General features: G+C 42.6%; 16 protein-coding genes. All 16 read right to left on the reverse strand.

Going from position 1 to position 17997, the window contains the following annotated elements; all coding sequences use genetic code 11:
• Positions 1 to 130: 130 nt before the first annotated feature.
• The 16 genes from GJU87_RS02605 to GJU87_RS02680 all read right to left on the reverse strand — a co-directional run bounded on the left by GJU87_RS02605 (position 131) and on the right by GJU87_RS02680 (position 17997).
• Positions 131 to 1201: a mannose-1-phosphate guanylyltransferase gene (locus GJU87_RS02605; protein ID WP_153638076.1), complete on the reverse strand. Its 1071-nt coding sequence runs from the start codon at positions 1199 to 1201 to the stop codon at positions 131 to 133.
• Positions 1202 to 1388: 187 nt separating this feature from the next.
• On the reverse strand, positions 1389 to 2531 hold the full coding sequence (locus GJU87_RS02610) for an adenylyltransferase/cytidyltransferase family protein (RefSeq protein WP_153638077.1): 1143 nt from the start codon (positions 2529 to 2531) through the stop codon (positions 1389 to 1391).
• 150 nt (positions 2532 to 2681) lie between these two features.
• A complete protein-coding gene (locus tag GJU87_RS02615; RefSeq protein ID WP_153638078.1) occupies positions 2682 to 3917 on the reverse strand; it encodes a GDP-L-fucose synthase in 1236 nt (411 codons plus the stop codon).
• Between the two features lie 65 nt (positions 3918 to 3982).
• The gene (locus GJU87_RS02620) at positions 3983 to 4357 is read right to left on the reverse strand and encodes a four helix bundle protein (RefSeq protein ID WP_153638079.1); all 375 of its coding nucleotides are present in this window, start codon (positions 4355 to 4357) and stop codon (positions 3983 to 3985) included.
• 66 nt (positions 4358 to 4423) lie between these two features.
• Positions 4424 to 5605, reverse strand: a complete 1182-nt coding sequence (gene gmd, locus GJU87_RS02625; protein WP_153638080.1) for a GDP-mannose 4,6-dehydratase — start codon at positions 5603 to 5605, stop codon at positions 4424 to 4426.
• Between the two features lie 780 nt (positions 5606 to 6385).
• On the reverse strand, positions 6386 to 7042 hold the full coding sequence (locus GJU87_RS02630) for a hypothetical protein (protein WP_153638081.1): 657 nt from the start codon (positions 7040 to 7042) through the stop codon (positions 6386 to 6388).
• A gap of 570 nt (positions 7043 to 7612) precedes the next feature.
• Complete coding sequence (locus tag GJU87_RS02635) at positions 7613 to 8821, reverse strand: IS256 family transposase (RefSeq protein WP_153638082.1); 1209 nt, start codon at positions 8819 to 8821, stop codon at positions 7613 to 7615.
• A 337-nt stretch (positions 8822 to 9158) separates the two neighbouring features.
• Positions 9159 to 10178 (reverse strand): dTDP-glucose 4,6-dehydratase, encoded by a 1020-nt coding sequence (gene rfbB, locus GJU87_RS02640; protein ID WP_153638083.1) that lies wholly within the window; start codon positions 10176 to 10178, stop codon positions 9159 to 9161.
• A 230-nt stretch (positions 10179 to 10408) separates the two neighbouring features.
• A complete protein-coding gene (gene rfbC, locus GJU87_RS02645) occupies positions 10409 to 10969 on the reverse strand; it encodes a dTDP-4-dehydrorhamnose 3,5-epimerase (RefSeq protein ID WP_153638084.1) in 561 nt (186 codons plus the stop codon).
• A gap of 331 nt (positions 10970 to 11300) precedes the next feature.
• Positions 11301 to 11594, reverse strand: a complete 294-nt coding sequence (locus GJU87_RS02650; RefSeq protein WP_153638085.1) for a GIY-YIG nuclease family protein — start codon at positions 11592 to 11594, stop codon at positions 11301 to 11303.
• Between the two features lie 196 nt (positions 11595 to 11790).
• Positions 11791 to 12666 carry a glucose-1-phosphate thymidylyltransferase RfbA gene (rfbA, locus tag GJU87_RS02655; RefSeq protein WP_153638086.1) on the reverse strand — a complete coding sequence of 292 codons (876 nt, stop codon included), beginning with the start codon at positions 12664 to 12666 and terminating at the stop codon, positions 11791 to 11793.
• Between the two features lie 73 nt (positions 12667 to 12739).
• Positions 12740 to 13732 (reverse strand): NAD-dependent epimerase/dehydratase family protein, encoded by a 993-nt coding sequence (locus tag GJU87_RS02660; protein ID WP_153638087.1) that lies wholly within the window; start codon positions 13730 to 13732, stop codon positions 12740 to 12742.
• A 1-nt stretch (position 13733) separates the two neighbouring features.
• Positions 13734 to 14483 (reverse strand): glycosyltransferase family 2 protein, encoded by a 750-nt coding sequence (locus GJU87_RS02665; RefSeq protein ID WP_153638088.1) that lies wholly within the window; start codon positions 14481 to 14483, stop codon positions 13734 to 13736.
• 23 nt (positions 14484 to 14506) lie between these two features.
• The gene (gene wzy / locus GJU87_RS02670; protein ID WP_153638089.1) at positions 14507 to 15841 is read right to left on the reverse strand and encodes an O-antigen polysaccharide polymerase Wzy; all 1335 of its coding nucleotides are present in this window, start codon (positions 15839 to 15841) and stop codon (positions 14507 to 14509) included.
• Positions 15838 to 16704 (reverse strand): 6-hydroxymethylpterin diphosphokinase MptE-like protein, encoded by an 867-nt coding sequence (locus tag GJU87_RS02675; protein ID WP_153638090.1) that lies wholly within the window; start codon positions 16702 to 16704, stop codon positions 15838 to 15840. Before GJU87_RS02675 ends, wzy begins: the two co-directional genes overlap by 4 nt.
• Positions 16705 to 16773: 69 nt before the next feature.
• The gene (locus GJU87_RS02680) at positions 16774 to 17997 is read right to left on the reverse strand and encodes a putative nucleotide-diphospho-sugar transferase (RefSeq protein WP_194831422.1); all 1224 of its coding nucleotides are present in this window, start codon (positions 17995 to 17997) and stop codon (positions 16774 to 16776) included.

Genomic DNA, 17997 nt, shown 5'->3' on the forward strand with positions numbered 1-17997 from the left:
GGGAGACCATGAGAATCTTGTTTCACGCAAGGTTGCAAAGGATTTTCCACAAAAGACAACCGGCTCACCAATGAAATGCATCGATGAGCCGGTCGTTGACTGTTTTATAAATATGTTTAATTTCTCATTTTTAATTTTTCATTGTTACCACGCTTTCGCGGAAATCTTTGATGCGCTGTTCTTCCTCTTTTTTGCAGACCAGTAGTACACCGTTGGCTTCCACCACGATGTAACCGTCCAGTCCCTGCAACACCATCGGGCGTTCATTGGGAACATGGACAATCGTATCGGAGCATTCGAAGAGATGAACGCCACTGCCGACTACCGTGTTGCCATTGTGATTGCGATCCCGTTTCTCCCACAGGCTGCCCCAGGTTCCCAGGTCGCTCCAGCCGAAGTCGGCCGGCATGACAAAAATATTGTCGGCTTTTTCCATGATGCCGTAGTCTACGGAAATCTTCGGACAAGCCGGGAACATCTCGTTGATGAAGTCCTGCTCTTTTTCGGTGTAATAGACATTCTCACCTTGATCGAATATCTCAGCGATGTCGGGAAGATACGACCGGATAGCTTTCATGATGCTTTGCACACTCCAGATAAATATACCTGAGTTCCAGTAGTAATTTCCTTCGTCGAGATATTGTTGGGCAGTTTCGCGATTGGGCTTCTCTTTAAAAGCTTTCACGGAATGGATGGACAGCTCATCCTCTTCTTCACCAGCCTGAATGTAACCGTAGCCGGTCTCGGGGCGATGTGGTTTCATGCCTAACGTAAGCAGGGTATCGTTCGCAGCGGTGAAGGACAGTCCGGATTGAATGACTTGCTCAAATTGCGACTCATCAGTGATGAGGTGGTCGGAAGGAGCAACCACGATGTTGGCTTCCGGGTTTTGCTGATTGATTTTCCAGGCTGCATAGGCGATGCAAGGCGCTGTGTTCCGCATACAGGGTTCCAGCAAGACTTGTCCGGAAGTTAGCTCCGGTATTTGTTCCAGTACCAGTTGTTGGTAGTTGGCTGAAGTGACAATGTAGATGTTTTCGTTGGGAACGATATTCCGGAAACGGTGAACGGTTTGTTGAAGTAAAGTTCTCCCGGTTCCTAATACGTCCAGAAACTGTTTAGGCTTTTCTGCTGTACTCATGGGCCAGAACCGGCTGCCGATGCCTCCGGCCATGATGACGAGATAGTTGTTGGTGTTCATAAGTTGTATTCTATCTTTTTATAAAGTGCGAAGAAAATATATGTTGGTGAAAAAATGAAATGTGAGGTGTAGGGGATAGGGCATATGGTTTAAGGTTTAGGGGAAGGTCCAAGGTCGAAAGTCGAAGGTCTGACGTCTTGGGTTTTACTTCTTAACACTTAAAACATAACACTTAATACTTTTTTATCTATGGCCTTCTGATCTTGATTTGCATGGCATTGGGAACAGGTTCTTCGCAAACCAGAACCAGGTAGCCACCTCCGCCGGCACCGGATATTTTCCATCCGAGTGCCGTATTTTCGTATTGTTTGATTTGTTCCCAAATGTGTTCATTCACCATGTGCGGAAACATGCTGATTTGTGCTTCAAATGAACGACGGAATTGCTGTCCGAATGATTTAATGTCTTTTTTCTGAATGGCTTTCCAGACACCTTCGGCTGCTTCAGCCAGTTCCCGGGCTCCCTGCTCTGTAATTGCCGTATCAGAGAGAACATCATAACCACTTTCGCGTGGTGAAAGGTTAATGAACCACAAGCGTCGCTCCAGCCACTTTAACGTGTCTTCGTTGGTAAAAGGAGTAATCTTTTCGGGCCAGTACTGTTCCTGTGAGTAATCGAGCTTATTGATGCCGGGAAAGACAATTCCGACGGCATCCTGCGATCCACTGACGTATTTCCGTCCCGGAGGATTTTCGACACAGAAGAGGGTATAAGCCAGTTTCTCCTTGTCATCATCGGGAATATCCGTATGCCATAATTCGATGGCCCGCTTGCGTGTACTGCTGGACATTCCGCTCCGGTCGTTGAACTCGAAGTCGGGCTCAATGGAGATGGTGATCACCGGTCCGGGATGTAATTTCGACACGTAGGGTTGGTCAAGCCAACCGCCAGCCAGATCCAGCCGGTAAGGAATACGGCACTCCTGTCGTAAGGCGGTGGTGGAGCGGGCCGGCAGATCGGCATGCGGGATACGTTTACTCACCCTTAGCTCGATACCGAGTTTGCTGCATAGGGTTTTCTTATCGGGTGTGTAACCGTCTTCGTTCACAAAGAAAATATCGGGACGGAGTGCTTCCAGTTCTTCCATAAAATCGAGCAGCCCCATTCCCTGGTTTATCCAGGCATCTTTTACATGCTTCAGGGATTTGACCATGTAGAGTCGTTCCTGCTCGGTATTGATGGTTTTACGTCCTTTTAATTGCTCGATATTCCGGTCGGAACCCAGGCCGACATAAAGGTCGCCGTGGGTGGCTGCTTCCTCGAAAAATGCGACATGCCCCGAATGGAGCATATCAAAACAACCGGATACAAATACTTTTTGGTTTGGCATAGTTTTATAGTTTATCCACAGGTTGACACAGACGATTCGGGGATGGGAAGGTATAAATTCCTGAAGAATAGAATGTGAGAAGGTGGGAACGTGTGAAGGTGAGAGTTCTCATTTTCCCATTTTCTCACCTTCTCACCTTCTCTCTTTCTCCTAACCAAGGTACCAGTTATACATTTGTTCGATGCCGTCTTCGATTTCGATTTTGTGCTGCCAGCCCAGTTGGTGGAGTTTGGACGGATCGGTTAGTTTGCGTAGGGTTCCATCCGGTTTGTCGGTGTTGAAGACCAAATCGCCTTTGAAACCAACTTTTTCCTTGATGAGTTCTGCCAGCTGTTTGATGGAGACTTCTTTTCCGGTACCGATGTTGATGTGGGTGTTTCTAATCTCTGTCGAACGTCGAATGTCTGAAGGTCTCAGGTCCTCATCTGACTTTTGACCTTTGACCCCGACGCCTAAGGTCGGGATTTCGCTTTGCTCAACTTTTGACCTTTGACTTTCAATAATATCGGTGAATTCAACATTTTCCATCAAGAATACACATGCATCGGCCATGTCTTCCGACCAGAGGAATTCGCGCATGGGCTTGCCACTTCCCCATATCTCGATAGAGACTGGTCTAAGGTCTAAGGTCGAAGGTCCCAGGTCATCGTTCGACTTTTGACTTTTGACTTTTGACTTTTGACTTCGTATCCCGTATTTCTCCAGCGTTTCCAGTATTTGTTCTTCGGAGGCTTTTCCATTAACCCCTTCTACCGGATTTTTGTCCAGATCGGCGCGGAGCGTTTCCCAGTTGCCTTCTTCGAGACATTTACCCAGATGGGCTTTGCGAAGGAGTGCAGGAAGTACGTGTGATTTTTCCAGGTCGAAGTTGTCGTTGGGACCATAGAGGTTGGTCGGCATCACCGAGATGTAGTTGGTGCCGTATTGCAGGTTGTAACTCTCACACAACTTAATGCCGGCTATTTTGGCAATGGCATAGGGCTCGTTGGTGTATTCCAGCGGAGAGGTGAGGAGCGAATCTTCGGGCATAGGCTGCGGCGCTTCCCGTGGATAGATGCAGGTACTGCCCAGGAACATCAGTTTTTTGACGTTGTTTTTGTATGCCGCGTGGATGACATTGTTCTGAATCATCAGGTTCTCGTAGATGAATTGTCCCCGGTAGGTGTTGTTGGCCACAATGCCGCCTACTTTGGCTGCCGCCAGAAAAACGTATTCGGGTTTTTCTTCGGCAAAGAAATCAGCTACGGCCTGCTGATTGGTCAGGTCCAATTTGCTATGTGTGCGCAATACAAAATTGGTGTACCCTTTTTCTTTTAAGTTTTTCAGAATAGCCGAACCGACAAGTCCGCGATGGCCGGCGATGTATATTTTGCTGTTTTGTTCCATGTGTTATATGCTAATTAAAAATCGAAGGTGTGAAAGTGAGAATGTGAGAAAATGTGAATGTGAGATCAAATGCCCCATTTTTCGGGGTGCTTTTGCATGTTGACAAGCATTCCGATAATGTGTTCATATTCCTGATCAAGTTTTATATGCATGTCTGCTGTAATGTAATCACATTTCAGTGCAAAATCGAGCCAATTTTGTGTTTCAGCAGCTTCAGCTTCACTCTCACTCAATTTTGAGGAAAATGATTTAGGATATTTCCTTCTTCTGAACGCTTCTGCTATATTACTGCATACCGATCGGGATGAACGTCTTATTTGATCAGTCAGTGAATATGTTTCTTCTTTAGGAAATGATTTAGAAAGCATATATATCTTCATGGCACTTTCAAATGCCTGTTGATAAACTTTCAATTCCCTATGACTATTGATGATCTGCATATTCACGAAATTTATCATCTCACTTTCTCATCTTCTCACCCTCACATCTTCATTCTTTTAAAATTCTTACTCGAAGTAGTTCATAATTCTATACCCCCCTTCCTTTAGCCAGGCATCTTTTTGCATGACTTTGATGTCGGATTGCATCATGTCTTTGATGAGGCCGTCAAGGTCATATTCAGGTTTCCATCCCAGTACGGTGTTCGATTTGGTTGGGTCGCCAATCAGCAGGTCTACTTCCGTCGGACGGAAATAAGCCGGGTCGACTGCCACGAGTGGGGAAGATGCGGAAGTGAGAGCGTGAGAAGGTGTGATTCGCGCTTTGATGCCTTCAAGATATTGTTCTCCGACTTTTTGGCTGAATACTTTCTCATCGACAGCGGTCAGGTATCCTTTTTCATCGACGCCTTCGCCCTGGAAGGTAATTTCCATACCCACTTCGGCTGCAGCCTTTTTGATAAAGTCACGAATGGTGGTGGTGATACCGGTTGCAATTACATAATCATCGGGTTGGTCCTGTTGCAGGATGAGGTACATGGCCCGTACGTAATCCTTGGCATGTCCCCAGTCGCGTTTGCTGGACAGGTTTCCCATGAAGACTTTATCCTGCATGCCTAATGCGATACGGCTGAGGGCGCGGGTTACTTTCCGGGTCACAAATGTTTCACCACGGATAGGGGACTCATGATTAAAGAGAATTCCGTTGCTCGCATGCATTTTGTATGCTTCACGGTAGTTTACCGTAATCCAGTAGGCGTACAGTTTCGCTACGGCATAGGGGGAACGGGGATAGAACGGTGTTTTCTCGCTTTGCGGCACCTCCTGTACCATGCCATACAGTTCGGAGGTGGATGCCTGGTAGATACGGGTTTTTTCGGTTAAGCCTAAGAGACGAACGGCTTCCAGGATGCGGAGCGTTCCCAGACCATCGGCATTGCCCACATATTCGGGGGTTTCGAAGCTGACAGCTACGTGACTCATGGCCGCCAGGTTGTATATCTCGTCGGGTTGTACCTCCTGGATGATGCGGGTGAGGTTCATCGAGTCGGTGAGGTCGCCGTAATGGAGAATGAAGTTCCGGTGCTCCACGTGCGGGTCCTGGTACAGGTGATCGATGCGGTCGGTATTGAACAACGAGGAGCGGCGTTTGATGCCGTGTACGATGTATCCTTTTTTCAGCAGGTATTCACTCAGGTAGGCGCCATCCTGTCCGGTGACACCGGTAATCAAAGCTACTTTTTGTGACATTTATTAAGGTATTTTATTGTTGATTTATATTCTGAAAGTTAAAAATGCAAATATTAATAACGATAACAAAGATTACGCGAATTAGGGCGAATTACACGAAATGAAGTTCGACAAAGTCAATTGCTTCGAGGCTGCTTTCGCTGAAGGATTAACACGGATTGCTATCACTGATTGACACGGATGCGCTTCGGTGCCAATTGACTGCAAGGCCTGAAAGGCCGGTTTAATTTAGCCCAATGGCAACGCCTTGGGGAATGAATGCCACGCATTTAAACGAGGCGCACGGTTCGATTCGGATTGAAACGGAAACGTTATTGCGCCGCACACAGTGCACTAGATAAAATATGATAGAGGCGGTGTAGTACACGGCCACGATATATCGTGGCCCTACGGAGCCGGAAATAAAATAAAGGGTCGAAGGTCGATAGTCGAAAGTCGAAAGTTCTCGCTTCTGGCGTCATCGTCTTTCTTAACACTTAAATCTTAGTACTTAAAACTAATTTTAACTACTCACCCCAACCCCTCTCTGACACAAAGAGGGGTTTTGGCCGGTGATTGTGATGAGATTCGTCGTTTATTTTGATGGTTGTGGTGAGATGACCACTGTCGGGGTTTCCAACCACCGACAGGGTGTGAAGATGATACGCGCGTCGGGACGAAGCAATCTGTTGTTTGCTTTTGGCACCATTTTAACTGAGCGCGATCCCACCTTGCTGATAAGATGGGATCGCGTGTATTTATGAGCATCAGGTAACGGATTGGGTTACCTGATTCATTTTTTTACGAACGGGCGATGATGCCGAGTTTTTCGAGATATTGTGCCTCGTCATCCTCGAAGATGAGCTTGGCCAGACGAGCAATCTCATTGGCTGCTTCGTAGAGTTCATCCATTTTGGTATTCCGTTCTTTGGTGGCGTATTGGGCATCCCCGCCTTCTTTTTCGCGATCGGCGCGGAGAATATCGAGTTGGTCTACATCTGCCTGCAGCGCCTGAACCGATTCGAGGGTATACCCAAACGGTGCCAGTTTATCGAGCACTTCCTGCATGCCCACCAGGTTACCATAAAAGTTTTTGGCTACCTGCAGGAAGTCGGTGTATTTGGTGATTTTGTCTTCGTAGAGTCCCAATGTATTTGCTTCGGCAGAGGAGGCCGGATAGTAGAATTTCAGTTTTTTCCTAATCCGGGAGAAATCCTTCCGGGTCTTTTTCTGCTGGTTGTTGAATAGTTCGCTGGCCGTTTGCCATTCGGCATTTTCGTTTTCATTTTTCTTAACGAGCGCTACCGTGTCGGTGTAGATTGTTTTGTTGGCGGTGTGTTTGGCCTCGTCGTATCCGAAGGGGAGGAGGCGGGCGCTGATAATTTCGTCGCTGGATGCATTGTAAATCTTGATGCGACAGTCTTCCATGAAATCGTTAATTGATTGGTCTTTACCCATGGTTTAAAATTTTAGATTAATTAATTTTTGTTACAAGAAGTTACAAATTTTAGTATGAGTAAAAAAATCAAACAATACTATTGATTATTCGAAAAGTAGGTATTCTACGCTTATTGGTATGATAGCTGACATATAATTGTTAATTATAATTATCTATTGATGGGTTATTTTGGCTTATTATGCTCTGATTTCACCTATTTTATATTGTCTGAATATTTTTTTGATAAATGTAGTTGATGAAACACATGTTGCTTAGCATAATATGGCCTTTACTGGAGCGAAATGTATGTATGCTTAACATGTTTTAGCCACTGCTGCGCGAAAAAGTATGTATGCTTAACATGTTTTGACCATCGCTGCGTGGAAAAGTATGTATGCTTAACATGTTTTAGGGTGCGCCGTAAGAAAAAGTATGTATCCGGAACATGTTTTGGAACTGTTCAATGAATTATGGGGTCTATTCAAGGGTCTATTCAATGAACTGTGGGTCTATTCAATGAACTGTGTCAGTCTTAAATTTTTCTTTTTCAAAGCCCTTCAGTTAAAAACAGGGTTTTGGAAAAGAAAAAATTATTCAGGATTCATTCTCTCTTCATATAGTATTGAAAGTTGAGCTAACGTATTTTTCCAGTTCTTAATTGGCCTCGACCATTTTTCTGTTATTCTTATTGTTATCAGGTACAGCAGCTTTAACAGAGCTGCGTCGTTTGGAAATATTCTCTTGCTTTTGGTGATTTTACGTAACTGGCTGTGATAACTTTCGATGATGTTGGTGGTGTACATGAGCCTGCGGAGCTCATAGGGGTAGTGGAAAAAAGTACTGAGTCCGTCCCAGTTATTCCTCCATGAACGAATGACAGCAGGGTATTGCTTCCCCCATTTTTCATCAAACTTGTCCAGATTCCTTTCCCCTTCCTGGTAATTTAGAGCGGTATAAATTAATCGCAGGTCAGCTACAAACTCCTTGTAATCTTTTTTACGTAAATATTTAAAGGAATTACGGATTTGGTGAATCACACATAGTTGAACATCGGTTTTGGGAAAGATACTTTCGATAGCTTCTTTAAAGCCAGTCAGGTTATCAATGCAGGCAATCAGGATGTCTTTGACTCCCCGGTTCTGAAGGTCGCTCAGCACCTGTAACCAAAATTTAGCTCCCTCTTTCTCACCGATATACATCCCCAGTATTTCTTTTATGCCATCCTGACCGACTCCGAGAACATGATAAACTGCTTTGTGAACAATCCTTCCTTCACTACGCACTTTGTAATGGACTGCATCGAGCCATACAATCGGATATAAAGCCTCCAACGGACGGTTTTGCCACTGGTAAACCTCGGGCATAATACGGTCGGTTATTGCGCTTAATGTGGCCGGAGAAAGTGTGATGCCATATAAATCTTCCAGGTGTTCACAAATGCTCTCATAACTCATCCCTTTGGCATAAAGAGAAATCACTTTGTGATCGATTCCATCTCCCAGGGTCAGCTGCCGTTTGCGGACAATCTGCGGTGAGAAGCTGCTTTCACGATCCCGGGGTGAATCGATTTCGATTTCGCCAAAACTTGTTTTTACCTTCTTTGTCCCCTTGCCGTTACGGCGATTTTGCGTTTCACCTTCCTGTAGATGGGCGTCAAGTTCTCCATGAAGGCTTGCATTTAGCAGCCGTTGCAATAACGGAGCCAACACCCCGCCTTTCCCTTCAAGCTTCTTTCCCTTTTTCAGTTGCTCGATAGCTTCCTTCTCAAAGGCTTCATAGTCAAATTTCTGTTCCTCCATAATGCTACAAGTTATAATTTGTTATTCAATTATTCCTTGACACAGTTGGCTGAACAGACTCTGAACTGTGTCAGTCTTAAGTTTCCACGGATGGGCACAGATTGTTTTGACTGATGTTCACGGACAGGTTTAAAATCTGTTTTTCTGTTTGTTCTGGCGGTGTTTTTTTGGTCGGCCGGTTGATTTCTACTCACCCCAACCCCTCTCTAACATAGAGATGGGCTTTGGGCCGGTGGTTGTGATGAGGGGCGTATTTTAATGGTTGTGCGGGACCATGTGAAATTCTCACTTTCCCGTCCTCTCACATTCTTAGCTTCTCTGCTACCGATTTTCCTAACTACCGACCGATATATTTCTCCAGGTACCAAACGACGGTTTTAATGATGCCGGACTCGAAATTTTCATCGGCTTGCCAGCCGAGCTGGGTTTCGATTTTGGTGGCATCGATGGCGTAGCGGCGGTCGTGGCCGGCACGGTCGGTGACGAAAGTGATAAGGTCGGCGTATTTCTTTCCATCATTACGCGGTGCCCTTTCATCGAGCAGTTGACAGATGTGGTTTACGATAAACAGGTTGTCGCGTTCGTTGCGGCCGCCAATATTGTAGGTTTCACCTGATTTGCCCTTCTGCTCCACCAGGTCGATGCCTTTGCAGTGATCTAGTACGTATAACCAGTCACGGATGTTTTTGCCATCACCGTAAATGGGGATAGGCTCTTTGGCCAATGCTTTTCGGATGATGATCGGAATGAGCTTCTCATCATGTTGTTTGGGACCATAGTTATTGGAACAATTGCTGGTGGTGACATTCATTCCGTAGGTATGGAAATAAGCCCGAACAATCAGATCGGAACTGGCTTTGGACGCCGAATAGGGACTGTTGGGCGCATAAGGCGTGGTTTCTTCGAACAGGCCTTCGACACCCAGCGTTCCGTATACCTCATCAGTCGAGATGTGGTGAAAACGGCACGCTTCGTAACCCGGTTTCACGGTGAAGGGCTTTTCCATCCAGTATTTGTAAGCGACATCTAATAGATTGAAAGTTCCATTCACGTTGGTACGGATGAAAACCTCCGGCCCGGTGATGGAGTTGTCGACATGCGATTCGGCGGCGAAATGAAATACCCCCCGGATATCATATTTGGCAAACAGGTATTCTACCAGTTCACGGTTACCGATGTCTCCTTTCACTAACTCATAGCGATTGTGGTTTTCCACTTCGGAGAGGTTGTTCAGGTCGCCTGCATAGGTCAGTTTGTCGAGATTGATGATGAAAGTGTCGGGATGGGCTTCCAGGTAGTAGGGAATGAAGTTGGCGCCGATGAATCCGGCACCGCCTGTGACTAGGATATGTTTCATTGTTGGTTGTGTTTCTATTCGTGTTAGATGTTAAGCGTGAGATTGCCGCGGCCTCCTTTGTCGGCCTCGCAATGACAGACTAAGGGGAGATTGCCGCGGTCACTTCGTTTGGGAGCAGAGCATTAATCTGCAGATTGCCGCAGTCGTCGTTGCCTCCTCTTTCGCAATGACAGCCCCAACGAAGTGTCATTGCGAGGAGGTACGACGAAGCAATCTGTTGAATTTATCTTCTACTGTTTGTATTCAAATGGAATGTCTGTTTCGCTCAATGGTTTTAATGCCTGGTCTTTGGCAGAAAGCAGTACTTCCGAACCATCAATTTGCCAGTCAACATTGATTTCCGGATCGTTCCAGGCGATGCCACCGTCATGGTCGGGAGCATACACGTTATCTACTTTATAGGCAAAAGTGGCCGTTTCACTCAATACCACGAACCCGTGGGCAAAACCGCGGGGAATGAATAGCTGGCGTTTGTTTTCTCCGGTGAGTTTTACCGCCACGTATTGTTTGTTGGTCGGTGATCCCTGGCGCAGATCGACGGCTACATCGAGCACTTCTCCTTCGATGCAACGGACCAGTTTGGCCTGGGCAAACGGCGGACGCTGAAAATGGAGTCCGCGCAGAACGCCCCTTGTTGAACGGGATTCGTTATCCTGTACAAAGTTGATAGCACCAATATGTTGTTCAAATTCTTTTTGACTGAATGATTCAAAGAAATATCCGCGTGCATCTCCGAAAACTTTGGGTTCGATAACGAAAACACCGGGGATGGTGGTTTGGGTGAAGGTCATGTATTTAAATATTTTTTGTTGTGTCGTTCTTCGTTTATTGGTAGCGTTTTTCGTTGGGAGATTGCCGCGTCACTCCTTCGTCGCTCCTCGCAATGACAGGAAGAGGGGAGATTGCCGCGGTCGCTCCTATGTCGCTCCCTCGCAATGACAGCCACAATGAAGTGTCATTGCGAGGAGGTACGACGAAGCAATCTGTTGTTTTAATGAGTTTCTTTGTCCTGATGTTAGGGCAGAGCGTTTATCTGGAGATTGCCGCAGTCGCTTCGTTTGGGGACACAGCGTTTGTCAAGAGATTGCCGCAGTCGTCGTACCTCCTCCCTCGCAATGACAGTTACAACTCTTCGTATAAATCCTCCCATTCTGGATTCATGGAGTTGATTAAGTCAATTTTCTTTTGTCGGGAACCGGCCTTGATCTGCTTCTCCCTTGCAATGGCCTCACCAATGTCGAAGTATTGTTCGAACCAAACCAGAATATCCACATTGTACCGAGCAGTAAAGGATTTTGGGTAGGCTTTTCGTTTGTGTTCTTCTACCCGTTGCTTCAGGTCGGACGTTACTCCTGTATACAGAACCATGTGGTTCTTGTTGGTCAGGATGTAGGTTTGGTAGGTACGGTATTGCATGGGTGTCCTTCATTGTGCTGTCATTGCGAGGAGGCACGACGAAGCAATCTGTTGTTCAATGTGTTTCTTTGTCGCTCCGTTTGGGTGCAGTGCGTTTGTCGGGGGATTGCCGCGTCACTCCTTCTTCGTTCCTCGCAATGACAGACTAAGGGGAGATTGCCGCGTCACTCCTTCGTCGTTCCTCGCAATGACAGGATTACTCAGCGACCAGCTTCAACAAATATTGTCCGTAACCGTTCTTTTTCAACGGTTCAGCGAGTTGGCGGACCTGGTTGGCATCGATGTAGCCCATTTTGTATGCGATTTCTTCAATGCAGGCAATTTTAAGTCCCTGACGGGTTTCGACGGTCTGGATAAATTGACTGGCATCGAGGAAGGATTCGTGTGTGCCGGTATCGAGCCAGGCATAGCCGCGGCCCATTAGTTCCACTTTTAACCGGCCTTCGTCCAGGTAGTGCTGGTTAACCGTGGTAATTTCGTACTCTCCACGAGCGGAGGGCTGAATGTTTTTGGCAACTTCTACTACATCATTGGTGTAGAAATAGAGCCCTACTACGGCATAGTTGGAAGCCGGTTTTTCCGGTTTTTCTTCGATAGAGGTGACATTGCCTTCTTTATCGAACGTGGCCACTCCGTAACGTTCCGGGTCGTTCACATAATACCCAAATACGGTAGGTTTGCCCTCTTCTTCCACGTTTCTGCGAGCTTGTTTCAACAAATCCACCAGGCCGTGGCCGTAAAAGATGTTATCACCCAAGACCATGCAGACGCTATTGTTTCCGATAAATTCTTCCCCGATGGTGAATGCCTGGGCCAGTCCATCCGGACTGGGTTGTTCTTTGTAACTGAATTGCATGCCTAAATCTTCACCACTGCCCAATAATTTTTGAAAACCCGGTAGATCTTCCGGTGTGGAGATGATGAGCACTTCCCGGATGCCTGCCAGCATAAGCACCGACAGTGGGTAATAGATCATCGGTTTGTCAAAAATCGGTAATAACTGTTTGGAAATCCCCTTGGTAATGGGGTAGAGCCGCGTGCCGGAACCGCCGGCAAGGATGATGCCTTTCATTGGAAATCTTGTTTAATCGTTGAAGCGTTTATAAGTTTAATTGGTGGCGTTGAACTGTGATGCAGATGATACTTTATTCACTTTCAAAAGTGACTCCGTCCTTTTCTGTGTCGATGAATTCATAGTGAAGCGTCCGATGTAATCCTTCGGCTAAAGTAAACGGAGCCTTGAAACCGGAACTGTGTGCTTTAGCAGCATCAAACTGGGTAGTGGCACAGAACTTTTTGACGCGAACGGAGCTGACCGCAAATTTTTTGCCTGTTACTTTGCTTAGTACATCGAAGCCGTAACCGCCTAACATTCCCAACCAATAGGGAAAATGTGTTGACGGGATATTTTTATTTAGGCTTTTCTCCACCTGTGCCACCAACTCATTCATATTGAAATCGGGTTTATCGATGTAATTGTAAACCAGATACCCCGGTTGTAGATTGTCTAACTGAAATTTGATGAACGCTGCAATATTCCCCACATAGGCCATGGACTTTTTATTGGTTCCTTTGCCCACCATGAGGAATTTACCGGAAGCGATTTGTTTGAGCAGGTTGAATACATTTCCCCTGTTGCGTTCTCCAAATATGACGGTCGGCCGAATAATGGTTAGCGAACGGTTTTCGGGATCTTTTTGATGCCATTTCCGTAAAACTTCTTCTGCCTGCCATTTGCTCTTGCCGTAGTGATTGAATGGATCGGCTGGGTGGTTTTCATCCGGATTCTTTTTGTTCAATCCGTAAACGGCTACAGAACTCGTAAAGATGATGTTCTTTACACCATTCTTGTCCATTGCCTCCAAAACATTTCTGGCACCCTGCACATTGACGTCGTAGTATAACGAAACCGGACTGACATCGTCACGGTGTTCAGCCGCCAACAGTACGACAGCTTCCTGGTTTTGCAGCGCATTGTCCAGTTCGGTTTGATTTCGAACATCCCCAATTGTGGTTGTTTCAGGATGGTAGATGCTTTGTTGTTTGTCGAAGTTCGAAGTACTAAACTCTTCTTTGGTTATATCGAGTACTCGGGTGCCGACAAAACCTGAAGCTCCGATAAGTAGAATCTTATTCATATTATTTGGTAATGAACTGTTTTAGCTTGGGTAATAAGCGAATAATAGGATAAAATGGAGAAACCGGAATATTATTTTTTCGAAAAGCTTTCATAATATTCTTATTGCCCTCAATAATTTTCTTCAAACTGCCCGTGCTCTCTCCTCCATAACGCATGTTCACAATGGTTTTATCAATATATTGATGCTTTATTTGGTATTTCTCCAAAAACCGAAGCATTAATTCAAAGTCTGCCGAAACGTTTAGTGAAGTATCAAAAGTTCCATATTTTTCATATATCTCTCTTCGTACAAAGAAAGTTGGATGGGGTGGATGCCAACCTTTGGAGAAGCTGCCAGAAACAAAAGGGGAACTTTTCCAGCGACGAATCACTTTTTGAGGCTCTTCCGCTTTCACGAAATCTAAATTTCCATAGACGCAATCACAACTAGTAGCTTCAAAAATATTGACAATCTCTTCGATGATTGTATCAGAAGCATAGAAATCGTCTGAATTGAGAATACCAACTACGTCGCCGGATGCCAATTGAATCCCTTTGTTCATGGCATCGTAAATACCGTTGTCTGGTTCTGATATAATTTTGGTTATCCTGTTTGGAGTGGTTTTTATGATTTCAAGTGTATTGTCTTTTGATTTGCCATCTATAATAATATGTTCAATATCCGAATAAGTTTGATTTTTTATTGATTTTATACATTGGGCAACGAAAGTGGAGCTATTATATGTGGCTGTAATAACAGATAGGTTCATTGATATGAATTTTAAAATGTGATTTAGGAAGCGAATTCTCTTGTAATAGTAAATTTATTTATCAATCTGGAAAAAATAAAGTATAACAAAGAGAAACTACATAGATATGAAAATGAATTTATTAGATCGCCTCTTTGCATATAAAAAAGCAGACCGAATAATACGAAATAAAATATGTTGAATAAGTTGTTCTTTTTATAATTGTTAGTATAATATTTGTCAACGTAAGCTAGTGTGTATCCTATCGTACTCGCAAATATGATCAATCCTAGAAAACCAAAATTAATATAGGCTTCACCAAAGAATGGCATTGATATGTTATTGAATTGCAAATTCAACAAATCGGCGATATAGAAACCACTGCCTATTGGTTTTGAAGGCCAGATCGAGCGAGGTACCCAGAATAGCAACACTCCGGCAAGCTGATGACCAAAAGTTATAATATTATATTTTACGACATACATGAAATTTTGAAAAGCATCGAAATCACCACTAAGAAACATCGTATCAAAATTTGCGAATATGGAAATATTTTGATTTCCAGAGAAGTGTCTAAAATTATTAAGTAAAGGAAATATAAATAGCAAACCAAAAAGTAATAAAATTACAATTCTGTTTTTCCTTTGAAAAAAAGGGAAAAAAGTTAATACAATGGGCAGATATAAGCATGCAGCAGCAAATCTTGGCATGCCGGTTGGAGGTGCAGTAATAATTGCGATAAATCCTAGTACGAATAAAGAAATGTTGTGTTTCACTCCTCTTTGTTTGGCTAATAAAAACAGAAAGATTCCGATTGGTCGTATGAAAAACCTAATAATTAAAACGAGAGATGTACTCTCTATGTTTATTTTAGTAGCAAATACGCCACCTCTAAATAGTACAGAGAAATAATTAAAATCATTCCATGCTAAAACAATGAAAAAAGAAATTAATGAGACAGATATAAGAATAAACTCATGTTTTGTACTAAGTTTTGAAAATTTATGTTCTGTACTTTGTTTGATTTTTATTATTTTATAAGATATTATATAGGATATATTAAAAATCACGATTATTAATATTATATATAATATTGCGATAGTATAGTCTGATAAGGTAAAAATATTTGTTCTTTTCCACATTATAGTTCCGTGGTGAAACTGTGCGATAGGAGCAATGCAAAAAAATATAAAGAAAAATAAATGAAAGATTTGAAATAATGAGAAAGGTGTTTTTCTTAGATAAAATAGTGAGAAGCTAATTAGAATAGCTTCTAGTGAAAATAATATATCCACTTGGCTGCTTCCTGGGGTGCTCGTTATGTAAATAGTTGTTAAAGCAAAGGTAGATAATATGAAAAATAAGATGAAATTTTTCATAGAAATTGATTTGTTCTTTTGTATGCGTCTATATAGGAGCCTGATGTGTGATTTAAAATGAGTTGCTCATTTCTTTCAGAATATCTTTGTAACCTCATATGACTTTTAAAAACAGTTGCTTGAGAGGTGAGAAACTCACTGAGCGTCCTATTTTCGCCTGTTTTGTCAGAGTCTTTGTAAAAATGTGACAGACCTACACTAATGCTGTTGTCATCATTAATTGATAAATATTTTAACCAAGATTGCTCGACACCAAATAAATGAATTACTTTAAACTCCATATTTAGAGCTAGAAAAATCGCAGCATTTATTACTGTTTGTGGCCTTGGCATTCCAAGATTCCTTTTAAATAGCCAATTTTCCAGGAAACTATATCCTTGAACTGGTGTGGAATTGAACGGGACGATTTTAATATTTTTATTGTTGAGTTGTTGAGTAAACAATGATTTTTTGAATTTATACGGGACAAACAAATACATCTCCCATGAAATTTTTTTAAATCTTTCTATTAATTCTTCAACATTGTCTTTCAAAGCAGTTTTTAAAGGAGTAGAAAATATATTTGGATCTAATAAAACATAGAAGGAAGGTTTTATTTTTTCGAAATATTCTGTATTGCAAAAAAAGTTAACTGCAAACACATGCTTCCCTGCTGCTGCTGCTGTATTTTTTTCTAAAAATGTGGTTAGCGATGGGCCATTACCCATCACAATACATTCATCCAGGATATCAAATTTAGTTTTACATTTTTTAAGACTCTTATTACACGAGAAGGAACTGAAAATTAGCACACTCAAAGTAGAAACTAAAGAGTTGAAGGAGTTCTTTGAAAAACTATACAATTTTATTAATATATTTTTCATATAGATTCGTCTGGTATATTAGTGCTCTATATTAAAGAAAGAGACTGATTTAATTTTTAGTAATACTATTTATTTCTCGTTGTTACCATATTTCCACATTTCATCAATTTTATGATAGCTTGACAAGTAGACTAATAGTCTAGAAAGATTCATGAAGTTATTCGGGCCAATAATCCTTAATGTAAACTTCATTAAGACATATACTATTTTGAATTTCCAAGTATTTTCGCCAACGTTTTTATATCCATTTGCCGAATATCGTTTGTTATTTTTTTGAAATAAATGGTTTTTCTTAGCGAATGTTGCAATAATATCTTTACTGTCAAAAGGATCGTGATTTTCCGGGAGTTTGTTCATCATCGAAGCATAAGCCCGTCTTAAAGCTGGAGAGATATATCTGCCATCAGACATATAATCAAAAGAGTACGTTGTGTCACTAGATATATTATTATGCTTTCTTAATTCATTAGAATACAAGACAGATATTTCTGAAATTAGCTCAGGCGCGTTTTCTCCTAAATTAAAATTTTTAGCAGTTAGTTTCTCAGGAAATTCCGAGGAGAATGAGCTAAAATGGAAGAATGATAAAGGATATTCCTTGTTAACGATGTATTTTCCTTCTGAATTTTTAGTGATTGTTCGTTCATCAATATTCCAAAATGCCACGTTATAGCCGGGATCATATGTAATGTGAATCTGCGGGAAAAAATTTGGTGCAATACTGACCCATTTTTGGTCAGTGAAAATTCCAAATTGTGTATCATCAAATCCATCTGTTAAACATCGTTCTGACCACCAGGTCAGAAATTCCTTACTATAGTCAGAATTATTTACCGCAAAGAATCCTAAGTTGAAAGAACCAAACCTCATTAGTCTTGCATCGTCAATCAAACCATTTATCTTAGGATGGAAATAATGAGGTGTTATTACTATGGGATTCTGGTCTAGGTTGTCAAATATGCTATTTAAAGAATTGAAAACCATTACGTCTGGGTCAAAGAAAATCACTTTGTTATTTTTCTCAAGAAGCTTTAAGGCTATATACGGTTTTAAAGCAGTTGTTAATTCAATTACTGTATATTTAAAAGCCAATTTTTTGAGATTAGGAATTTCCAGCTCTTCTATCCACGTGATTTGACAGTATCTTGAATTAACATTAACTTCTCTTTTTATGTCAAAAACGAAAATGTCCAATTTAATTCCGGTGTTCTTAAAAACTGATTTCGCTAATACTGAAACTTTATTCAAATATGCGACATTACATACGGTAAAAATGGAAATATTGTTATTCAT

The organism is Prolixibacter sp. NT017 (genome assembly GCF_009617875.1).
GTDB lineage: Bacteria > Bacteroidota > Bacteroidia > Bacteroidales > Prolixibacteraceae > Prolixibacter.

Excerpts from the sequence above, each read along its gene's own strand:
- rfbB (WP_153638083.1), bottom strand. The coding sequence starts at position 10,178 with ATGAAACATATCCTAGTCACAGGCGGTGCCGGATTCATCGGCGCCAAC.
- GJU87_RS02615 (WP_153638078.1), bottom strand. The coding sequence starts at position 3,917 with ATGGAACAAAACAGCAAAATATACATCGCCGGCCATCGCGGACTTGTC.
- GJU87_RS02680 (WP_194831422.1), bottom strand. The coding sequence starts at position 17,997 with ATGAATAACAATATTTCCATTTTTACCGTATGTAATGTCGCATATTTG.
- GJU87_RS02610 (WP_153638077.1), bottom strand. The coding sequence starts at position 2,531 with ATGCCAAACCAAAAAGTATTTGTATCCGGTTGTTTTGATATGCTCCAT.
- GJU87_RS02635 (WP_153638082.1), bottom strand. The coding sequence starts at position 8,821 with ATGGAGGAACAGAAATTTGACTATGAAGCCTTTGAGAAGGAAGCTATC.
- rfbA (WP_153638086.1), bottom strand. The coding sequence starts at position 12,666 with ATGAAAGGCATCATCCTTGCCGGCGGTTCCGGCACGCGGCTCTACCCC.
- GJU87_RS02665 (WP_153638088.1), bottom strand. The coding sequence starts at position 14,483 with ATGAACCTATCTGTTATTACAGCCACATATAATAGCTCCACTTTCGTT.
- rfbC (WP_153638084.1), bottom strand. The coding sequence starts at position 10,969 with ATGACCTTCACCCAAACCACCATCCCCGGTGTTTTCGTTATCGAACCC.
- GJU87_RS02650 (WP_153638085.1), bottom strand. The coding sequence starts at position 11,594 with ATGCAATACCGTACCTACCAAACCTACATCCTGACCAACAAGAACCAC.
- gmd (WP_153638080.1), bottom strand. The coding sequence starts at position 5,605 with ATGTCACAAAAAGTAGCTTTGATTACCGGTGTCACCGGACAGGATGGC.
- GJU87_RS02605 (WP_153638076.1), bottom strand. The coding sequence starts at position 1,201 with ATGAACACCAACAACTATCTCGTCATCATGGCCGGAGGCATCGGCAGC.
- wzy (WP_153638089.1), bottom strand. The coding sequence starts at position 15,841 with ATGAAAAATTTCATCTTATTTTTCATATTATCTACCTTTGCTTTAACA.
- GJU87_RS02660 (WP_153638087.1), bottom strand. The coding sequence starts at position 13,732 with ATGAATAAGATTCTACTTATCGGAGCTTCAGGTTTTGTCGGCACCCGA.
- GJU87_RS02630 (WP_153638081.1), bottom strand. The coding sequence starts at position 7,042 with ATGGGTAAAGACCAATCAATTAACGATTTCATGGAAGACTGTCGCATC.
- GJU87_RS02675 (WP_153638090.1), bottom strand. The coding sequence starts at position 16,704 with ATGAAAAATATATTAATAAAATTGTATAGTTTTTCAAAGAACTCCTTC.
- GJU87_RS02620 (WP_153638079.1), bottom strand. The coding sequence starts at position 4,357 with ATGCAGATCATCAATAGTCATAGGGAATTGAAAGTTTATCAACAGGCA.